This is a genomic window from Xenorhabdus littoralis (genome assembly GCF_033949345.1).
In the GTDB taxonomy this organism is placed as follows: Bacteria; Pseudomonadota; Gammaproteobacteria; order Enterobacterales; family Enterobacteriaceae; genus Xenorhabdus; species Xenorhabdus littoralis.
The window spans coordinates 188,076-208,682 of record NZ_VCDP01000025.1 but is presented as its reverse complement, the minus strand read 5'-3'; the positions used below and the strand labels follow the sequence as shown (position 1 = coordinate 208,682).

16 protein-coding genes are annotated in these 20,607 nt (G+C 43.0%); 5 read left to right on the top strand and 11 right to left on the bottom strand.

All coding sequences use genetic code 11. From position 1 onward, the window contains the following. The first annotated feature begins 301 nt into the window (after positions 1–301). A complete protein-coding gene (locus tag FE394_RS07995) occupies positions 302–1,558 on the top strand; it encodes an MFS transporter (RefSeq protein WP_319925860.1) in 1,257 nt (418 codons plus the stop codon). Between the two features lie 196 nt (positions 1,559–1,754). After that, a complete protein-coding gene (ybaL, locus tag FE394_RS07990; RefSeq protein WP_319925859.1) occupies positions 1,755–3,473 on the top strand; it encodes a YbaL family putative K(+) efflux transporter in 1,719 nt (572 codons plus the stop codon). Between the two features lie 67 nt (positions 3,474–3,540). On the opposite strand, the gene FE394_RS07985 is transcribed toward ybaL, so the two are convergent. The 9 genes from FE394_RS07985 to apt all read right to left on the bottom strand — a co-directional run bounded on the left by FE394_RS07985 (position 3,541) and on the right by apt (position 14,114). Next, positions 3,541–4,851: an inosine/guanosine kinase gene (locus FE394_RS07985; RefSeq protein ID WP_319925858.1), complete on the bottom strand. Its 1,311-nt coding sequence runs from the start codon at positions 4,849–4,851 to the stop codon at positions 3,541–3,543. Positions 4,852–5,062: 211 nt separating this feature from the next. Next, positions 5,063–6,166, bottom strand: coding sequence for an LPS O-antigen length regulator Wzz(fepE) (wzz(fepE), locus tag FE394_RS07980; RefSeq protein ID WP_319925857.1), 1,104 nt, complete (start codon positions 6,164–6,166; stop codon positions 5,063–5,065). Between the two features lie 166 nt (positions 6,167–6,332). Further along, positions 6,333–7,298, bottom strand: a complete 966-nt coding sequence (gene hemH, locus FE394_RS07975; protein ID WP_319925856.1) for a ferrochelatase — start codon at positions 7,296–7,298, stop codon at positions 6,333–6,335. Between the two features lie 269 nt (positions 7,299–7,567). Beyond that, positions 7,568–8,215 (bottom strand): adenylate kinase, encoded by a 648-nt coding sequence (gene adk, locus FE394_RS07970; RefSeq protein ID WP_319925855.1) that lies wholly within the window; start codon positions 8,213–8,215, stop codon positions 7,568–7,570. Positions 8,216–8,386: 171 nt separating this feature from the next. After that, entirely contained in the window at positions 8,387–10,276 is a 1,890-nt protein-coding gene (gene htpG, locus FE394_RS07965; protein ID WP_319925895.1) for a molecular chaperone HtpG, read from the bottom strand. A gap of 244 nt (positions 10,277–10,520) precedes the next feature. After that, positions 10,521–11,129, bottom strand: a complete 609-nt coding sequence (gene recR, locus FE394_RS07960) for a recombination mediator RecR (RefSeq protein ID WP_319925854.1) — start codon at positions 11,127–11,129, stop codon at positions 10,521–10,523. Further along, positions 11,129–11,458, bottom strand: a complete 330-nt coding sequence (locus FE394_RS07955; RefSeq protein ID WP_319925853.1) for a YbaB/EbfC family nucleoid-associated protein — start codon at positions 11,456–11,458, stop codon at positions 11,129–11,131. Before FE394_RS07955 ends, recR begins: the two co-directional genes overlap by 1 nt. A 48-nt stretch (positions 11,459–11,506) precedes the next feature. Continuing rightward, positions 11,507–13,465 (bottom strand): DNA polymerase III subunit gamma/tau, encoded by a 1,959-nt coding sequence (gene dnaX / locus FE394_RS07950; RefSeq protein WP_319925852.1) that lies wholly within the window; start codon positions 13,463–13,465, stop codon positions 11,507–11,509. Positions 13,466–13,562: 97 nt separating this feature from the next. Continuing rightward, on the bottom strand, positions 13,563–14,114 hold the full coding sequence (gene apt / locus FE394_RS07945) for an adenine phosphoribosyltransferase (protein WP_319925851.1): 552 nt from the start codon (positions 14,112–14,114) through the stop codon (positions 13,563–13,565). Between the two features lie 266 nt (positions 14,115–14,380). Between apt and priC the strand changes: the two genes are divergently transcribed. Further along, positions 14,381–14,923, top strand: coding sequence for a primosomal replication protein (gene priC / locus FE394_RS07940; RefSeq protein ID WP_319925850.1), 543 nt, complete (start codon positions 14,381–14,383; stop codon positions 14,921–14,923). Between the two features lie 21 nt (positions 14,924–14,944). Beyond that, complete coding sequence (gene rsmS, locus FE394_RS07935; protein WP_319925849.1) at positions 14,945–15,109, top strand: pleiotropic regulatory protein RsmS; 165 nt, start codon at positions 14,945–14,947, stop codon at positions 15,107–15,109. 50 nt (positions 15,110–15,159) lie between these two features. On the opposite strand, the gene mscK is transcribed toward rsmS, so the two are convergent. Together mscK and acrR are read right to left on the bottom strand one after the other, a co-directional pair. Next, a complete protein-coding gene (gene mscK, locus FE394_RS07930; RefSeq protein WP_319925848.1) occupies positions 15,160–18,549 on the bottom strand; it encodes a mechanosensitive channel MscK in 3,390 nt (1,129 codons plus the stop codon). Between the two features lie 52 nt (positions 18,550–18,601). After that, positions 18,602–19,255, bottom strand: coding sequence for a multidrug efflux transporter transcriptional repressor AcrR (gene acrR / locus FE394_RS07925; RefSeq protein WP_319925847.1), 654 nt, complete (start codon positions 19,253–19,255; stop codon positions 18,602–18,604). Positions 19,256–19,396: 141 nt separating this feature from the next. On the opposite strand from acrR, the gene FE394_RS07920 reads away from it, so the two are divergent. Next, positions 19,397–20,596, top strand: coding sequence for an efflux RND transporter periplasmic adaptor subunit (locus FE394_RS07920; protein WP_319925846.1), 1,200 nt, complete (start codon positions 19,397–19,399; stop codon positions 20,594–20,596). Positions 20,597–20,607 lie beyond the last annotated feature (11 nt).

Sequence of the window (20,607 nt, the reverse complement as noted above, 5' to 3'; positions counted from 1 at the left end):
TCTCCATGTGTTTTAAATTTTTGTTGGTTATATCCGTCATCTTTCAGGTTGCAGCACAGACAACAAAGCAACAACTTGAAATCAATCGGGTATATATAACTGTGTATCGTATTTTTCTGATCAGGATTACATACTTATGTCATTAAATGATGTCTTCTTTCACCTTTTTGGGATAATTATCAAATTATATTGATACGCATGAAAATTTTATTAACAGCCTAAGATGTATTACAGTATAAAAATCAAACAAAAATTCCATATTAGCCATTTACCTACAGGCTACATTGATAAGCGAATTAACATGAGCGAACAAAGCAGCACAACTCCCTTACCAGATTCATCAACAAAAACACGCCGGACTGTTTTTTCAATACTGGGGGCTATCAGTTTATCCCATTTGCTGAATGATATGATCCAATCGCTGATCCTTGCGATATATCCCTTGCTGCAATCTGAATTTTCTCTGAATTTCATTCAAATTGGAATGATAACGCTGGCTTATCAGGTAACCTCATCTCTGCTGCAACCTCTTATTGGTCTGTATACGGATAAACATCCACAGCCTTACTCATTACCTATTGGCATGGGATTTACGTTATCTGGGTTGCTTCTACTGGCCTATGCCGAAAGTTTCCCTGTAATATTGATAGCTGCCGCACTCGTTGGGACCGGTTCATCGGTTTTTCATCCAGAATCATCACGAGTTGCGCGAATGGCATCCGGTGGGCGTCATGGGCTGGCACAATCCTTATTTCAAGTCGGGGGAAATTTAGGTAGTTCACTCGGACCGCTACTGGCAGCTATTTTCATCGCCCCTTATGGCAAAGGAAACGTTGGTTGGTTTTCTCTTGCGGCACTGCTGGCAATTGTGATCCTATTGCAAGTCAGCCAATGGTATAAAATGCAGCATAAGATCAGCTCTTCCAAATCTTCACTTCACGTTTCTCTGCCAAAACTGCCTCGAAAAACAATCATACGTTCTTTTGCCATTCTACTGATGCTCATTTTCTCAAAATATTTTTATCTGGCCAGCATCAGTAGCTATTACACCTTCTACTTGATCCAGAAGTTTGGCCTGTCAGTACAAGACGCTCAAATCCATCTGTTTGTCTTTTTGTTTTCTGTAGCTGCCGGCACTCTAATTGGAGGGCCGATAGGAGATAAAATAGGCCGTAAATATGTCATATGGGGTTCTATTCTCGGCGTTGCTCCTTTTACCTTATTATTACCTTATGCATCCCTATTCTGGACAGGCGCGTTGACAGTCATAATCGGCATTATATTAGCGTCGGCATTTTCTGCTATCTTAGTTTATGCCCAAGAGCTCATCCCCGGTAAAACCGGTATGATTGCAGGTTTGTTCTTCGGTCTGGCATTTGGTATGGGGGGCGTTGGGGCTGCTGTTCTCGGCTATGTAGCAGATAAAACCAGTATAGAATTAGTTTACCAAGTTTGTGCTTTTCTACCACTCATTGGCCTTTTAACAATATTCTTGCCAAATATAGAGAATAAAACAAAAAAAATAATAAAAATAAAGAGATATAAAAAACACAATTAAACAATACTTCTTTGTAAACATTCGTAAATAATGACAAGATCTACATAAAATCACATTAAAATAGCATTTATGTAGATCACTCGCATTTTCATCACCAAGTATATTTTTTCAGCAAGTTATTTTTAATTACTTATAAAATATATTATTACCCACCTAACTATACAATTTATTATACTCTACCCCAGAAGGAGCCTTGATGGAGCATTCGACACCTCTGATCACGACCATTGTTGGTGGTTTTGTTCTCGCCTATCTGCTTGGTATGCTTGCGCAGCGCCTGAAGATCTCACCTCTGGTAGGCTACCTTGTAGCCGGTGTACTAGCGGGTCCTTTTACTCCCGGTTTTGTTGCTGATACTTCTCTGGCCCCTGAGCTTGCAGAAATTGGTGTGATATTACTGATGTTTGGTGTCGGTCTACATTTTTCACTTAAAGATTTGTTAGCAGTCAAATCCATCGCCATTCCTGGTGCTATCGCTCAGATTGCCGTCGCAACTTTATTGGGAATGGGATTATCCGCCCTACTCGGCTGGGGGCTATTCAGTGGCATTGTATTTGGCCTGTGCTTGTCTACTGCCAGTACAGTGGTATTGCTCAGAGCATTAGAAGAACGACATCTCATTGATAGCCAAAGAGGGCAAATCGCCATTGGCTGGTTGATTGTTGAAGATCTGGCAATGGTTCTGGCGTTGGTATTACTCCCCGCCGCTGCAAGCATTCTGGATAGTCAAAACGCCAATATTGGTCAATTATTGCTTGGACTGGTCATTACAATTGGCAAAGTTGTTGCCTTTATTCTATTGATGGTTTTTGTCGGGCGTCGCCTGATCCCCTGGCTACTGGCGAAAACTGCCAGTACAGGTTCTCGTGAGTTATTTACGCTGGCTGTCCTTGCCATCGCATTAGGTGTTGCTTACGGAGCTGTAACACTATTTGATGCTTCATTCGCCCTCGGAGCATTTTTCGCCGGCGTGATACTGAATGAGTCAGAACTAAGCCATCGGGCAGCGCAAGATACCTTACCACTGAGAGATGCTTTCGCAGTGCTTTTCTTTGTCTCCGTCGGCATGTTGTTTGATCCAATGGTTCTGTTCCAACAGCCTTTGGCTATTTTAGGAACGCTTGCCATCATTATTATTGGCAAATCACTGGCGGCCATGCTGCTGGTCAGGGTGTTTGGTCATTCAAGACGCACAGCATTGACGATTTCTGTCAGCCTCGCCCAAATTGGTGAATTTGCCTTTATTCTGGCTGGACTCGGTGTCGCTCTGGGTTTATTGGACGGGGATGCCCGTAATCTTGTGCTGGCTGGTGCCATCATTTCTATCATGTTAAATCCTGTCCTCTTCAGTTTGCTGGATCGCTATCTGGAAAAAACAGAAACCATTGAAGAACAATTAATTGAAGAAACGCTGGAAGAAGAAACCCAGATCCCTGTCGATATCTGCGGCCATGCAGTTGTGGTCGGTTATGGTCGAGTCGGTCGCTTACTTTGTCAACACTTACAAGAAAGAAACTTTCCGGTAGTCGTGATTGAAGATACACGCGCTCGATTTGAAGAGCTGAGAGAAATGGGGATCAGTGCGGTGATGGGTAACGCGGCCAATAAAGATATCATGGCGCTGGCACGACTCGATTGTGCCTGCACGTTATTTTTAACGTTCCCGAATGGTTACGAGGCAGGTGAAATTGTTGCCAGTACCAGAGAAACCCGATCAGATATCAGTATCATTGTACGTGCTCATTATGATGATGAAGTCACCTATATTACAGAGCGTGGAACTGACCAAATCATTATTGGTGAGCTTGAGATAGCAAGAGCGATGGCTGATGCACTTCCTGAACATTATGAGGCAGCTTGTCCAATAGAGCCTCCTCCATCACTTTTATCAGCAAGCCCATCATCAACAGCATAACAAACTGTCGTTCAAGGAATATCCCCAAGCTATGGGGATATTCCGGGAATATTATGACTTGCCGGTATTACCGTTCCCAGTAAGACTCTTCCAAACTATCTTCTTTCTCCGGTAATCCTCTGGTCAGACGTGGAGAATGCTGGCTCAATACCTGATAACTCACCCTGTTTGCGTATTTACATACTTGCGCCAACGACGAGTAAGTTAAACAAGAGCGCATATGCTTACTGGAGTTCGGTACGTTCATGCGATGATAACTATTGGCAGTGATATCGTGCAGTAATGCTGATAATGCGCCATCCCCGGCCCCATTGGTATTCATGATTTTTTCAGGGCCACCCATGTAAGGCTCAATGTGGGAATAAACCCGCATTGGGTTCTGACAATCGGCTTTACGCATCGCACGGCTGAATTCATAACGGTTAAATTCCGCAATTGCACCAGGCAACAAAGGATGCGATGTCTGCCGTTTGTATTCCTCTTCCGTATAACCCGCCATATACAACCCAGCAGGCCCGGCAGTACACAACACCAAATCCACCCAATTAAGCGCCATATCTGATGCTAACAATGGATCACTAAAACCCGTCAGCTCATGAGCTTCATCTTCATTCATTGCAACAACAGAAATATTTTCAGCCAGGAAATCACGCCACCACTGTGGATCATCCGCAATGACGTATTTTGTACCCAATGTCAGAACAACAGGTACACCATGCTTCTTCGCATATTCGATAGCTTTCATCGTCGCTTCAGGCATTGGCTCGCCTTCTTTAGACCGCACTAAATAAGCGGTAATTACCAATGCTGATGCTTCTGCAATAATGTGTTCCGGGATGCTTTCCGGGCGGAGTTGATTCATTAAACCAGGACTGATAGCAAACGTTCTTTCACCACTTTCTGTCACTAAGGTAAAACAGCGACCTATTGGACCATCAACACCCTGAAGATGGTTCAAATCCATACGACTGGATGTATTGCAAAGATAGCAATATGCATAACTACCTATCTGGATGTTATTGCACATAGCACCAAGCAGAACGGATTTGTCGTCAGCCAAAACGGAATAATTGTGCAGGGTATTGCCAATAGTGCCACCTGCGAATTCATGGCTGATTAGATTATTTTCAGCCAGTTCATTATAAAGTGCCTCAGCTACATCATCTTCTATAACTAATGAATGCCCCTGGCTCAAATTATAACGCTGGATAAAACTCTCATCGACTTTGGCTTCAATATCTACCAGTGTTTGGTCAATGCCGACGATGTAGGCTCGGTTATTTTCGGTGTCCACCGTCTCTTTGATGGGTTGCAGTAGAGGATCTCTTAAACTGACAGGAAAATAGTGTTTAGATTTACGCTTACCAGGGAATTTCATAATTAATTGCTGCTATAGAGCCAAAATATGCGGCATATTAGCACAATATGGTGTAGCACCATACTGTGACAAAACAAAAAACGCAGCAACAGAAAGAACAGAAAGAAAGACAAATAGCCAGTGTTGCAATAACACTGGCTGTCAAAAGATTAATTATTCAAGCTCGATATTTAACGAATACCGGGTGTAAAAAGTATTCGCTATAATATTATTAAGCTTCTTGTTCCTTGCGACTACGTACCATATGACGCAGCAGAACAAACATAACGGATAAAATAAACCCGATAAAACCCGCACCAATCAGAATCAGCAAACGCTTCGGTGAGTCTTTTGAAGTTGGTTCATACGGTTCCTGCATATACTTGAATGGTTCGAAATCCACCTTATCAACGTTCACTTTTTCCAGATTTTTAATATATAACTGGCGGTTACGCAGATCAGCATCAATTTTAGTCGGATCGGTAATTTCTTCGGTAATCTGGAGCTTACGTTCCAATGCATCAGAACCCAACGCAATCGAATAATCCGGGTCATCTTTGATCATTGCCCCGCCATTCGATACGGGTCTTTTAACTCCCGCTGAGTTAGCAATGGAAATCGCATACTTCAATCGTTCAATATCGACACTACGCATATTGCCAATACGAGATATATCAATATCGTACAGCTTTTTCGAGTATTCCAGCTTCTGGTGAACCATATCGTTCAATTCGTCTTTTATCTGATCACGAACAACAGAAGACACAAAATTGATATAACCCGTTAACAGATTGTAGGAATCTTCTGCATTATCCGCACTGAAAGAGAGCATGGATTCATTCACATCATCATCTTTTTTAGGTATGGAAACGGAGATATTTTTGTTGACGACTTGCTCGATCAGCTTTCTTTTTCCCTGCCCAGAAGCATCATCATTTTTAGTAAGCAAGGTCTTAAAGTAATCAGTATTGATTAAATACTCTTCACGCAATACACGCGAATTATAGTTTTCAATAAAACGATTATATAACGACGCTTCTGTGATTTTTGGCTCAAGATTCAGAACGTGCAAATCCGTTAATGCATTTTTTAATGGTTGGAACTCTTCCAGTCCTGGTTTTATCACTGCCGCTGTACTGGTCCATTTCTGGGGCAGAAATGATGCGAAACCAAAACCAACAACTGCAAAAACAAACGATATTGCAATGATCAAATATTTTGATTGGAAGAGTACTGAGAATAATTCAAACAAATCAATTTCATCTTCCTGAGCGGGATGATAATAGTTTGAATGCTCTTCATAAAAATCTGGGTGTTTAATAGGTTTATTACTCATTATCTATAATGTCCAATCCAAATAATTTTGTTTTTCATTGATCCGCAAGCTTCTTATCCCGCTCACAGTACTCATTGATCTAAAAATTATATCCTTAAAAATCAGGTAACTACCAATGAATAATACTCTTCATGTCAGATAAAGCACCGTGACAAGCGGCTGCGAGTTATTTAATGACGTTATTTACTAATTTTTCGAGCAACGAAATGTGGGACACATTATCATTAAGTGCGGGGATATATTCAAACTTTTTCCCACCCGACGCCAAAAAGATAGTTTTATTTTGCTGCTTAATTTCTTCCAAAGTTTCCAGACAATCCGCTGAAAAGCCCGGACATACCACTTGAACATGCTCCACACCCTGATTCGGCAATGATTGCATTGTTTTATCTGTATAAGGTGATAACCACGGCAGACGACCAAAACGAGACTGATATGTCATCATGATTTTATCTGCCGGGTAGTCCAGTGCCTGAATCAACAATTCAGTCGTCGCTTTACAGTCTTGCGGATAAATATCGCCCATCTGTGCCAAACGTTCAGGAATACCATGATAGGAAAGAAGCAATCGATCAGGCTGACCATGATTTTCAAAACTCTGCTCAATGCTTTCCTTTAACGCAGCAATATAAGCAGGATGCGTGGCATAACTACGGATAATATGCAGGTTAGGAATGGTACGATATCCCTGCAATATTTTGCTGATGCTATCAAATACTGCTGCCGACGTTGTACTGGAATACTGAGGGTATAGTGGCAGTACAATCAAATCCTCGACGCCTTGTTGCAGCAAATTATCGACTGTCTGAGACAAAGAAGGTGTGCCATAAGTCATTCCCAAAGCAACGGGAATGTCCGCTAGTTTTTCATCCAGCAATTTTTGCTGACGACGACCATAAACCAGCAAAGGAGATCCTTCTTCTGTCCAGATTTCTTGGTAAAGCTTAGCAACACGGGAAGAGCGGAAAGGAAGAATCAGACCATATAGTATAGGTTTCCAAATCAATGGAGGAATATCAACTACCCTTCTGTCACTTAGAAATTTTGCCAGATAACGTCTTATTGCTGCTGGTGTTGGTGCATCCGGTGTACCAAGATTTACCAGTAGAACACCATACTTCTTACTACTCATTCCTCTACGCTCCATTTAAATAACTCACAATCTAGTATATACCCAATGGATTTTGAGTTGCAGCGCAACGGCAAGTGAGTGAATTTTTGTAGATTGGGGGGCGACTACAAAGAGTCAGACCGGAAAAATCAGACGATAAAAAACCGCCTGATCCTGTAGTGAAAGAGACATACCCGTCTTTCAAGTTGCAGCCAATACAGCTGCAACTTGAAATCCATTGGATATAGCAATTCAAGATGTAACCATTCAGGAATAAGCTATACCCGTCATCATTCACCCAGAATGCTGGCCAATTCTGCGCTGACTTCAGCTACTTGACGAGTACCATCAAGTTTGAAGTATTTTGTATTACCTGCCTGAGCTTCTTTCTGGTAGTAAGAAACCAAAGGAGCAGTTTGTGAGTGGTATTCAACCAGACGTTTACGGACAGTATCTTCCTGATCATCTTTACGGATAGTCAGTTCTTCACCAGTAACATCATCTTTGTTATCCACTTTTGGCGGATTGAATTTGATATGGTAAACACGACCCGATGGAGCATGTACACGACGACCAATAATACGTTCAACGATGATGTCATCGGGAACATCAAATTCCAGAACAGAATCAACCTGAACACCCGCTTCTTTCATGGCATCAGCTTGTGGAATGGTACGTGGGAACCCATCCAACAAGAAGCCATTACGGCAATCATCTTGTTGGATGCGCTCTTTAACCAGAGCAATAACCAGCTCATCAGTTACCAGTTTACCGTTATCCATCAATTCTTTTGCTTGCAAACCCAATTCTGTGCCCGCTTTTACTGCGGCACGCAGCATGTCACCTGTCGAAATCTGAGGAACCCCATATTTCTCCATGATAAATTGTGCCTGAGTCCCCTTACCGGCGCCTGGTGCGCCCAGCAGAATAATACGCATTGCGTAAATCCCCTTTCTATTTGCTTTTTGTATTTTTTAAAGAAAACGAACTACCATACCACTTGAATGGGAGATGGCTCAAGAAAACAGGTAAACGTTTTCGCGTGATGAAAAAAATAAACCACGCTCCATTCTCTGCTGAAGCGTGGTTTTATCATGATTTTACTGAGATTAAGCTTTTTCGGTTAATAATAACTGATTCATTCGGCGAATGAATTGGTTTGGATCATCCAGTGTCCCACGCTCTGCAAACAGCGCTTGATCCAGCAGCAATTCTACCCAATCGGCAAATTGAACATCATCATGAACATCAGCCGCTTTCTTAATCAGATCATGTTCCGGGTTCAGTTCAAAGTTGTAGCTGACTTCTGGGGCTGATTGGCCTGCCGCCGCAAATAGCTTCGCCATTTGGGTGCTCATTCCGTTGGCATCAGTTGTTACAATCGCAGGTGTATCTGTCAGACGGTGAGTCAGTTTAACTTCTTTCACCCGCTCACCCAACAGCGTTTTCACACGCTCAACAAATGGCTCCAGTTTTTTATCAGCTTCTTCTTGCTCAGCTTTATTTTCATCTGCCAGTTTGTCGAGGGATTCATCAGCCTTGCTAACAGATTGGAATGATTTACCATCGAATTCAGTCAGGTAGCTCATCATCCATTCATCGATACGGTCAGACAGCAGCAGAACTTCAATGCCTTTCTTACGGAATATCTCCAGATGCGGGCTATTCTTCGCCGCAGCATAGCTGTCTGCAGTAATGTAATAAATCTTTTCCTGCCCTTCTGTCATGCGACCAATGTAATCTTCCAAAGAAACCGTTTGTGCCGAACCATCATTATGGGTTGTAGCAAAACGCAGTAATTTGGCAATCGCTTCTTTGTTTGTACCGTCTTCAGCAGGCCCTTCTTTCAATACTAAGCCGAACTGCTGCCAGAAAGTTTGGTATTTTTCTGCATCGTCTTTTGCCAGTTTGTCCAGCATCTGCAATACACGTTTAGTCAGCGCACTGCGCAGGTTGCGGGTGATTGTGCTGTCTTGCAGAATTTCACGGGATACGTTCAACGGCAAATCGTTGGAGTCGATCAGACCACGAACAAAACGCAGGTAATTTGGCATGAACTGTTCAGCTTCATCCATGATGAATACACGCTGTACATACAATTTCAGACCATGTTTATGCTCCCGGTTCCACATGTCCCATGGCGCTTGGGAAGGAATATACAGCAGGCTGGTGTATTCCTGTTTACCTTCAACGCGGTTATGGCTCCAAATCAGAGAGTCAGTAAAATCATGGGAGATGTGCTTGTAAAACTCTTGGTATTCTTCGTCACTGATTTCTGCTTTACCACGAGTCCACAATGCTTGGGCTTTGTTGATTTTTTCCCAAGTAACGGTAACTGTGTCATCTTCTTCATTTTTAGTTTGGGTTTCAATTTCAACCGGCAGAGCAATGTGGTCAGAATATTTGCCGATGATTGAACGCAGGCGCCAATCATTGAGGAATTCACTCTCCTCATCACGCAGATGCAGGGTAATTTCTGTACCACGAGCTACTTTTTCAATGTCAGCAATGGTGTAATCACCTTCGCCTGTTGACTCCCAGAATACGCCCTGATCAGCTTCTGTACCCGCAGCACGGGTACGTACAGTAACTTTATCCGCAACAATAAACGCAGAGTAGAAACCGACACCGAATTGACCAATCAATTGGCTATCTTTAGCCTGATCAGAGCCAACGGATTCAAGAAATGCTTTAGTACCGGATTTTGCAATCGTTCCCAGATTGTCAATCACTTCATCACGGGACATGCCGATACCATTATCGCTGATAGTGATAGTTTTCAGCTCGTTATCAACAGATAAACGAACACGCAATTCACCATCATTTTCATACAATTCAGGCGCTGACAAAGCGCGGAAACGCAATTTGTCGGCAGCATCAGATGCGTTTGAAATCAATTCACGGAGAAAAATTTCTTTGTTGGAATAGAGAGAATGGATCATCAACTGCAACAGTTGCTTGACTTCAGACTGAAATCCACGGGTTTCCTGACCTTTCATGCTCATTTGTTACCTCAATCTAAATCCAGTTCAAATATGTAAAATCGGACGATGGTAATCAGATGGGGATAGATCCGGAGAGTTTCAAGTTAGAACAACAAGAAGAATGTAAATTAGTTTAAGGACAGCATAAATTTGTTATGGATGGCGGCATAATCCGCAGCGCCATCCATTAGAATTTCCCATTAAGTTGAGAATTTAGCCGGGAATTTATTTGGGAGCTAAATCAGAATTGGGCGCTGAATCACAAATCAGTGATTTTTTGACGACCAGCCAGCGAATGGGACAGCGTTGTGCCATCCACCATTTCAAGCTCCCCGCCAACCGGAACACCGTGAGCAATCCGGCTGGCTGTCACACCATACTGCGAACATATTTCTGCAATATAGTTTGCCGTTGCCTCTCCTTCGACAGTTGGATTCGTCGCCAGAATCACTTCTGACAAAGTTTCAGAAGATAAACGTTCTTCTAAACGATCCAGACCAATATCCATTGGCCCAATACCATCTAGTGGCGATAAATGTCCCATCAGGACAAAATAACGCCCAGCAAACTGACCCGTTTGTTCAATGGCATGAATATCCGCCGGACTTTCCACCACACAAACCTGTCCATTTTGCTGACGACGGGGATTGGCACAAATCGAGCATTGCTCTTGTTCAGTGAATGTCCGGCAATCTTGACAATGACCAATTTCAGACATCGCTCGCGTCAGTGCCTGTGCCAGCCGCATTCCACCACTGCGATCTCTCTGCAATAGATTAAATGCCATCCGCTGAGCAGACTTAGGGCCTACGCCGGGCAAACAACGCAGTGCTTCCATCAGTGATTCAAGAAGAGGACTGGTTTGCATTAGAATGGCATCTTGAAGCCAGGCGGTAATTGCATGCCGTTGGAAACGCCAGCCATTTTCTCTTTCTGAGTTTCTTCAATGCGACGAGCTGCATCATTGAACGCAGCAGCGATCAGGTCTTCCAGCATATCTTTGTCATCATCCATCAGGCTTGGATCGATTTCAACACGACGGCAGTTATGCGCACCATTAATAGTGATTTTTACCAAACCTGCACCAGATTCACCCGTAACTTCCAGACTTGCAATTTCTTCCTGCATTTTCTGCATTTTGTCTTGCATCTGCTGGGCTTGTTTCATCAAATTGCCCAAACCACCTTTACCAAACATAATTCTCTCTCTTCGCTATAGCCACAGCATAAAGATACGCAGTGGCGGTTAAACAGGCCGGATACTTTCTTCATCCAATTCTGCATCAAATAACTGCTGAAGTGTTTGAATCGTTCTATCCGAAATAATGGATTGGCGCGCTTGTGCCAATTTTTCTTCATAAATGGCTTGTCGCCATTCCAGAGGCGTTTTTACCGCAGGATTATCATCTTCAATAATACTGAGTTCAACAGGCTTTCCATGCAATTGACTTAATGCTTCTGCCAATACTTTCTGAGCCGATGCAGAATTCAGGTGGCGCTGCTGTGAACGCAAATGCAGGCAAAGACGATGTTCATCAACCTGTTCTTTAAACGCATTCAGTGCTACCTGCTGAACTAATTTTGGAATATGCAGTTTATCAATTTCCGCAGCCCATGGATCTCTTTGTTTCGATTCAAGAGTCAGTTTTTCTGCCAGCTCTGCTGTCTTTTCATGCTCAAGCGCCGCTTTTATGGCTTTTGGCGTGGTAACCGATACCTGCTTTTCTTCAACATTCGTAGCCCGCCAGCGATAAGCCTCTTTCTTTACTGGCTTAGGCTCTTTCGCTTTAGGAATATAAGATTTAGGTCGCTGCTCGGCGACTGCTACCAATCGATCCAGTGCCGAACTAGCCGGCTTAGCCTTCGCAGACTCTGCCGGATCAGACTTTTTTGGCGGTATATTTCCCTGACGGGTCAGCGAACTTCTTGCCTGCAATAATTTTGCAGTTGGGCTGTTCGCTGGAGCCGCTGTGTCCATTGATTTGGACACTCTCTGTTCAGCCCGTTCGCTTTCTCCATTATTGGAAACAAACTGAGTCCGGGCTATTGGCGCTGAAGTTGAGACTATTGGTGCTACCGGGGTTTCCGCTGTGGGTGATGAAGCCTCATCAATCACAGCCTTGGGATGGAATGCCAACGCACGCAATAGAGCCATCTCCACACCCATCCGACGCTCTGGTGCATAGGGGAGATCTTTGCGCCCCACCAGTAACGCCTGATAATAAAGTTGCAAATCGGTCGGAGAAATGGATCTTGCCAACAGACGCAATCGTCCCTCTGTTGAAGAGGAATCGATTTCAAGCTGCTGAGGCAATAACTGGATCATGGCAATCCGGTGCAACAACGTTAGTGTTTCTACCAGAAGAGTTTCCCAATCCACACCACGCGATGCAACTTGTTCAACCAAAGCCATCATTTGTTGACCATCGGCACGAACCAATGCTTCGATCATTGCCAATGGTTGATCGTCATCCAGTGTTCCCAACATCTGACTGACGATATCTGATGTCAGTTTTCCCCCGCCAAGAGCAATCGCTTGATCCGTTAAACTCAAAGCGTCACGCATACTGCCATCCGCAGCTCTCGCAAGCAGCTGACGAGCACGGAGATCACTCTCTATTTGTTCTGCATTAAGTACATGTTCCAGTTGGCTGCTGATTTGATTCACATCAAGCGCTTTCAAATGGAATTGCAGACAACGTGAAAGGATCGTGACAGGAAGTTTCTGTGGATCTGTTGTTGCCAAAAGAAATTTCACATGTTCGGGCGGCTCTTCCAATGTCTTCAACAACGCATTGAAGCTATGGCGGGAAAGCATGTGAACTTCGTCAATAAGGTAAACCTTGAAACGGCCTCGGGCAGGAGCATACTGAACATTGTCCAGCAATTCGCGAGTATCTTCTACTTTTGTTCGGGAAGCGGCATCGATTTCAATCAGATCGACAAATCGCCCCTGTTCAATTTCAAGACAGTTCGCACACTGACCACACGGAGTCTTTGTAATACCCGTTTCGCAATTCAGTCCTTTTGCCAGCAAACGTGCAATTGTAGTTTTACCTACACCGCGAGTGCCGGAAAAAAGATAAGCGTGATGGAGACGCTGGTGCTCAAGACCATTCGCCAACGCAGTCAACACATGTTGTTGACCAACTACACCAGAAAATATTTGTGGGCGCCACTTACGGGCGAGTACCTGATAGCTCATGAATACCGAAGAAATTGAACATGACTGTCTAACATGCTAGCACAGCCTCACCATGAACGGCGAGGCTGATGTACTAATAATGCAAAAATCAGAACAATCAGTGGCCGGGGAATTCAATAAGTGTGTAACTGTCAACGCCTTGTTTTTTCAGGCGCTCAGTACCACCCAAGTCAGGCAGGCCAATGATGAAAGCCGCTTCAGATACTTCGCCACCCAGACGACGGATCAGGCTTACTGTCGCGTCAACCGTTCCACCTGTTGCGAGCAAATCATCAACGACCAGCACTTTATCCCCTTCGTTAATGCTGCTTTTATGGATTTCCAGCGTATCAGTGCCATATTCCAGATCGTAAGTTTCGCTCAATGTTTCACGCGGTAATTTGCCTTTTTTACGGACAGGCACGAAGCCAACGCCCAGACGCAGTGCGACAGGCGCTCCGAATAAGAAACCACGTGCTTCAGTACCAACAATTTTCGTTATGCCTTTACCCTGATAATGTGATACCAGTAGATCGATTGTGGCTTGGTAGGCAAGAGGATTATCCAGCAATGTGGTTATGTCACGAAAAAGTATTCCCTCTTTTGGATAGTCAGGGATTGTTTCGATACTATTTTTAATTAATTGCAGTTGTTGTGCGTTAGCGGTCATAATCGGTGCCAGCCAGTTTATAAAAAACGAAAACGGTAAAATCTATTCAAACTACCGGAAAAAAGCAACTGTAAAGCAAGCTGCCGCCTATATTTTATTGAGTTAGATCAAGCTACATATCTATCTCATCGAGAGTCGTTGATACCAAATAAAATAGATCAACGAGTAAGCTTTTATACCCAATAGATTTCAGGTTGCGGCCAACAAAGCTGCGACTTGAAAGACGACGGATATATGAACTGATTATTTACGATAACGGGATGCTGATGGGCATACAAAATTTATTAAGTGCACTTGAAAAACAGATCAGTATTTTAGAGGGAGATCTCGCTTTACTGACCGATATACCTTTTTCCATTGCCCGTTTTGATCAGGCGCTATTCCATCATCACAGTAATAAGCTTGGTGGATATATGCAAGAGATCCAACAAAATATGAGGCAGTTGAAAGCCTGCGTAACCGATAATCGTATTGAGCAGGTGAAGTTTCTGTCTGAACGATTAGTGATACAAATAGAAGCTTTGAAACGCGAAATATCAACCCAAGCGCTAAGAAAACAGGAAGATAAATTTGAGCATCGATCACAAGAACGGGATCTTTATCAGCGACTGGCAGAACATCAAGATTATGAGCGCCGGTTAATAGCCATGATCGATGACAGGGAGTTACAGTTAAATAAACAAATTATTCTTAACGATAAGTATAAACTGCAAAAAGAAATCGCTGCTCTGGCGGGAAGATTAGCCCGCTGTCGTCAAGCACTGATGCGCATCGAAAGATCGATAGAAAAACAGGAAAACTCAGATTAGCCATAGGGAAAATAATCAGTTATGACTCTCAAACAAGCACCACCTGAAGTTCAGCTCGCGGTAGACCTTATTTATCTGCTCGAATGTAATGAAATTTCTCCTGCCATCGCATTGGCTGCATTGGAAATCGTCAAGCAAGATTTTCAAGGAAAGCTGGAAAAACAGACCAAAAAGCCTGAGGAATAGATGAGATTAACGCTTATTCCATCAGGCTCTATTTTTTACGGAAAAACGGTTTAAGGTAATAATGGCTTGTCGCCAGAAGAAAATTTTCCATCCGGATGGTGATTATCACCACGACTCAACGGTTTCTGTACTTCTTGCAAACTATTGCCCTCATCATTGTGCAAATAAACTTCCAACTGGTTAAATGCGATATTGATGTCATTTTCGCGGCATAACTTATCAATACTACGGTTAACTTCATCCACAGTACGACTGCGATCCCCCAATTCCCGCACATAAAGCCTCAATTCATGATCCAGTGTGCTGGCACCGAAACTCATAAAGTAAACCTGCGGTCCTGGTTCGTTCATCACGCGGGCATTGTCGTTGGCCGCCTTTAATAAAACTTCTTTTACTTTATCCAGATCAGAACCGTATGCGACGCCCACCTTAATGATAATCCGCGTGACTGTATCAGAAAGCGTCCAGTTGATTAGACGTTCTGTCACAAATGCCCGATTGGGGATGATCACTTCTTTACGGTCGAAATCCGTGATTGTCGTTGCCCGAATGCGTATCTTACTGACTGAACCCGAGTAAGTTCCTATCGTTACCGTATCGCCAATACGGACAGGACGTTCGAACAAGATAATCAGACCCGAAACAAAGTTGGCAAAAATTTCCTGTAAACCAAAACCTAAACCAACCGAAAGAGCCGCAGCCAGCCATTGTAATTTATTCCATGAAACACCCAATGTTCCTAGCGCAGTAATTCCCCCAATCCCAATGATCAGGTAAGTCAGTGTCGTCTTAATCGCATACGAAGAACCTTGCTGTAACTGCAAACGGGACAGAACCAATACCTCCAGTAATCCCGGCAGGTTTCGCATCATGACCCATGAAATCACCAGCATCGCTATCGACAGAGCAAAATCTTTCAAGGTTACGTGCTGTAGGACGTTGCCCAATTCTGTCGTGGTGCTGTATTGCCACAGATTGACCCCATCGAGGTAAGAAAACACCGTCACTAAATCAGACCAGATCCAATAGAAAGCACCTAAAAAGATCAAAAACAGCACCATGCTAGTCAAACGCAATGATTGCTGGTTAATGCGATCCAGCTCCATTGGCGGCTCTTCCAGCACCTCGCCTTCTGCCCCTTCTTTCATTAGAGACTGACGGCGGGCAATCGCACGTCGATAGGCAATACTACGTGCAGCAATTCCCAATCCCCGCAAACAGGTCTGATAACTGATATGCCAGAGGAACATTAGATATAAGCTATAGAGCCAACGTTCTGTCAGACGCAGAGTGGTATAAAAATAACCAGATACCATCAATACAATCAAAATCAGTGGCGCAAAAGTCAATGCTGTCACCACAATGGTGCGGATCATATGGGCGCTTTTTTCCCGCCATACCTGCCGACAAAATGGAAAGACAAAAAGAAAAACAAAGAACAGGCAAATCAATACAGTACACTGACCGATTACATCATCAGACAATCGCAAAGGATGTTTAACACCCAATGTTATCCAGAACAAAATCGGCAACAGTACAATCGCCAGGCGCCCAAGATTTTTACGGAATAAAGTACAATCCGTACTGTTCAGAGCAAAATGCTGTTCTCCGATCCCTCCTTTGACGAGAATTTGATAACTGCAACTATACATAATCCAAAATAATGCCAATTGGCGGGAGAATCCCCAAATCAAATCACCTAAATCATCATCTGATTTCGAATACCAATAACCTATCGCCAGTACAATAAAAGCGATCGGCAATGTTTTTACCACTGTCAGTATCAACGCCAATGGAGTGTGCAATTGGCTGTCACGACGAAATTGCCCTACCTCATCAGCAATTTTCTGCAACTGGTCATTAATGCCTTTGGTCTGCCAACGTAAAAATAAACCCACCAACACAAGGGGGATCACAAAATGGATGGAATTCTTTAGTCCCTTAATAAGAGCACTAAAACTCAAACTGATATTCAGATGAACCAACTCTCCCTGAATCAGTTCAGGTAAAGATTTCAACCAGACTAAATTCATCGGTTTGTTACTATTTACCCAAAAAATCTGCTGAACGAGTGTTTTTTCCAGTGATTCAGTGACATCCAGCAATTGCTGCTGATCCATCTGTAAGCTGATGGCAAGTGTGATTTGATTTCCCAATTGATTATTGAGCTGATCCAAAAGTTCACGACGAACATCCAAAATCTGATTAATGGCATTACGAATTTCACTAACCATCTCAGGGGATTCGTTTTTTACTCTATTATGATTATCGTTTAATAAATTATCGATATAATCATTACCCTGATAAAGCTGATCTCGTTCCTGAGTCACTTCAAACTGTTCCAGACGCAAGTCAGCTATTTTCGTCGGTAAATCTTTTGTCAGAACATTTTGTGGTACTTTTAACTGCTCCTGAAACAGAATTCGCGATAGCAATAAGCTGCCGCGCAATACCTTAACCTGCTCTTTCAGATTACGTTCAGACTGGATGGTTCGTTCAAGAAAGTTCTTAACAACAATGTTTTTCTGCGCCAATTGGTTATTATCACGTGTTGCTGCAACCAGTTGCTCACTCAGTTCACGGTTGGTCTCGATTTCCTCCTGAACCAGCGGATTATCCTGAATATATAAATTTTTACCGTCCTGAGTTTGCGCTTCTTTGGCTGTTTCTTCAGAAAGAACCAGACGCTTTCCACTCATCACATTCTGAATAAATTGGACATAAATTTCTAATTGTTTAATTTGAAGCGTCGTGTAATCCCGTTGCTGCTGTAAAAGCATCTGTAGTTGCGTATTAGCCCGTAAAGATTCCTTTTGGTACTCATTTTGCTGCATCAAGAAAAACTGTTCTACCAGCAATAATTCCGTCTGGGTATGACTCGATTCCGGCTGTTCAGTCAGTGTATTGTTGAGCTGATTACGTATTTGCTGCAATCTTTGCACGTTACGAAATAGTATATTTTGCGCACGTTCCGGCTGTGTTTGCAGACCGATCAACTGACTATTGTAGCTGGCAAGATTCTCCTGCGACCGCTGTAAACTATTCAGTGTACTATTCCACTTCGATTCAAGCTGTTTCAGAGACAGCATTTCCAACGTCTGTTTATATTCATTGTCATCCTGCGGAGAGTTATTTTTCAGACTCTCCAACCCTGCCATAATCTGACGTAATTTTTGCGGGGCCTCTTGCCGATTTTTTTTGAGCAAATCGGAGTCCATCTTCACTTGATCTATTTTGTCAAAGAAGGAGAGCGCTTTTTCCAAATCAGCTATTGATACCTTCTCCTCAACCGTATGTTCTTTACGTTCAGTCAGGAGCTTGAGCTGATTCTGAATATCATTGCGGGTTGGAACATCGCTATTGAAAGCCGCATAAACAGGAGAAAAGAGAGATAACAGAAAAAAAAACAGAATAGGTAATTTTAGTGCATTAATTGCCATATGCTGCTCCACTGGCAATGATAAGAATAGATTCCATTGACATTTTCTCCTGTTATTCAAGACGCATTTTTTCTTCGCGACGCAAGTGGTGGCTATATTTTAGGGTGTCAATGAAACTATCCACCAAGTAGGTTGCCTGTTCTTGAATATTAAAACTGTCCGGCGAGAATGACCAGTTTTCCAATAATCCCGTCACTAATGCCCTCAACATTATGGCAGAGCGCCTAAGATCGAGGTTATAAGGTAATTCTCCTTTCTGAATACAGGCCTCCAGCATTTTTTCAATCTTCTTGTAATCGGAAATACAGGTTTCCCGCAGCTCTTCAACTAATGAAGACATTTCTCCGACGAACTCACATTTATGAAAAAAAATCTCTATTAACTGACGACTTTGGAAGTCGTCAATCATCATTCTTAATAGGGAAACCAATAAAGATCTCAACGCAAGGAGTGGATTATTAGGGTGTTTTGCCTGATACTCTTTCTCTAGCTCATCTATTTTGTGCTCTGATATTTTGCAGACAATAGAAAGTAGATCCACTTTATTTTTAAAATGCCAATAAATTGCACCGCGGGTAACACCTGCTTCAATCGCGATATCTGATAATGAAGTAGCAGAAACACCACGCTCAGAAAAAGCCTTTATCGCGGCGTCTATAATTTGTTGACGTGTTTGTTGTGCTTGTTGTTTAGTTTTTCGTGCCATTTTCATGCCATAAACTTTGTTTTTGACGGAGGCTGATTTACATACATTCATGTATGTTTGTACTATAGCACCCTTAATCAATGAAGTAATGATTTCACGCGTTTGATCAAAGCGTCTATATTGAAAAATTGAGGTTTACTTATGCGAAAAAACAGGGGAGTTTTGCCTCTGGCTACATTACTGGTACTTTCAGGCAGTTTCATTCTCTCTGGATGTAACGAGAATACAAATACACAGCAAGGAGCCACAGGCGGGTATGTTCCTGAAGTGGGTATCGTAACGCTGAAAGCAGAACCTCTGACAGTTATCACGGAGTTGCCCGGTCGTACGTCGGCTTATCGTGTTGCTGAGGTTCGTCCCCAAGTCGGCGGTATAATTCTGCAACGTAATTACAAAGAAGGAAGTGATATTGCGGCCGGAGAGTCATTATATCAAATAGACCCGGCAACCTATCAGGCAGAATACAGTAAAGCTAAAGCAAATCTGCTCAGAGCCCAGGCCAATGAGAATGTTTCCCGCCTGACTGTTGAGCGTTATAAATCATTGTTGGGTACACAATATGTAAGTAAACAGGAGTTTGATAAAGCAAATTCTGACCATGAACAGGCAAACGCAGATGTTCAATCTTCTAAAGCAGCATTGGAAAGTGCCAGAATCAATTTGGCCTATACCAAGGTAACCTCGCCTATTTCTGGTCGTGTGGGTAAATCCACCGTTACAGAAGGAGCTTTGGTGTCTGCTGGGCAATCAACAGCGTTGACAATCATTCAGCAGTTAGATCCTATCTATGTTGATATCACCCAATCAAGTGATGACTATCTGCGGCTTAAAAATGAGATTGCCAAAGGAACTGTTCAAAAAGAAAACAAAAAGACCAAAATACGTCTAATTACTGACATGGGACAAGAGTACAGCAAGGAAGGATATCTTGAGTTTTCAGATGTAACAGTTGATGAAACAACAAGTTCTATCACTATGCGCGCTGTTTTCCCAAACCCGAATGAAGAATTACTCCCGGGGATGTTTGTCCGTACCAAACTGGAAGATGGTGTGCGTCGAAATGCGATCTTGATTCCCCAGCAAGCGGTTACCAGAACTCCGCGTGGTCAGGCAACCACTATGATTGTCGATAAAGATAATAAAGTGGAATTGCGCAATATTAATGCTGATCAGGCAATCGGTAACAAGTGGTTGGTGACAAGCGGCTTGAAAGCCGGGGATAGAGTGATCATTACAGGACTACAAAAAATAGCACCGGGCATAACGGTTCAGCCAGTAGAAACTGATCTGAATGCCAAACCTACGGCTAATCAAGCTGAGCCTGAAAAAAAGCCCCAATAAGGAGTCGGTGA

Excerpts from the sequence above, each read along its gene's own strand:
- rsmS (WP_319925849.1), top strand. The coding sequence starts at position 14,945 with ATGACTCTCAAACAAGCACCACCTGAAGTTCAGCTCGCGGTAGACCTT.
- FE394_RS07995 (WP_319925860.1), top strand. The coding sequence starts at position 302 with ATGAGCGAACAAAGCAGCACAACTCCCTTACCAGATTCATCAACAAAA.
- mscK (WP_319925848.1), bottom strand. The coding sequence starts at position 18,549 with ATGGCAATTAATGCACTAAAATTACCTATTCTGTTTTTTTTTCTGTTA.
- FE394_RS07920 (WP_319925846.1), top strand. The coding sequence starts at position 19,397 with ATGCGAAAAAACAGGGGAGTTTTGCCTCTGGCTACATTACTGGTACTT.
- FE394_RS07955 (WP_319925853.1), bottom strand. The coding sequence starts at position 11,458 with ATGTTTGGTAAAGGTGGTTTGGGCAATTTGATGAAACAAGCCCAGCAG.
- adk (WP_319925855.1), bottom strand. The coding sequence starts at position 8,215 with ATGCGTATTATTCTGCTGGGCGCACCAGGCGCCGGTAAGGGGACTCAG.
- recR (WP_319925854.1), bottom strand. The coding sequence starts at position 11,129 with ATGCAAACCAGTCCTCTTCTTGAATCACTGATGGAAGCACTGCGTTGT.
- FE394_RS07985 (WP_319925858.1), bottom strand. The coding sequence starts at position 4,851 with ATGAAATTCCCTGGTAAGCGTAAATCTAAACACTATTTTCCTGTCAGT.
- acrR (WP_319925847.1), bottom strand. The coding sequence starts at position 19,255 with ATGGCACGAAAAACTAAACAACAAGCACAACAAACACGTCAACAAATT.
- hemH (WP_319925856.1), bottom strand. The coding sequence starts at position 7,298 with ATGAGTAGTAAGAAGTATGGTGTTCTACTGGTAAATCTTGGTACACCG.
- dnaX (WP_319925852.1), bottom strand. The coding sequence starts at position 13,465 with ATGAGCTATCAGGTACTCGCCCGTAAGTGGCGCCCACAAATATTTTCT.
- ybaL (WP_319925859.1), top strand. The coding sequence starts at position 1,755 with ATGGAGCATTCGACACCTCTGATCACGACCATTGTTGGTGGTTTTGTT.
- priC (WP_319925850.1), top strand. The coding sequence starts at position 14,381 with ATGGGCATACAAAATTTATTAAGTGCACTTGAAAAACAGATCAGTATT.
- htpG (WP_319925895.1), bottom strand. The coding sequence starts at position 10,276 with ATGAAAGGTCAGGAAACCCGTGGATTTCAGTCTGAAGTCAAGCAACTG.
- apt (WP_319925851.1), bottom strand. The coding sequence starts at position 14,114 with ATGACCGCTAACGCACAACAACTGCAATTAATTAAAAATAGTATCGAA.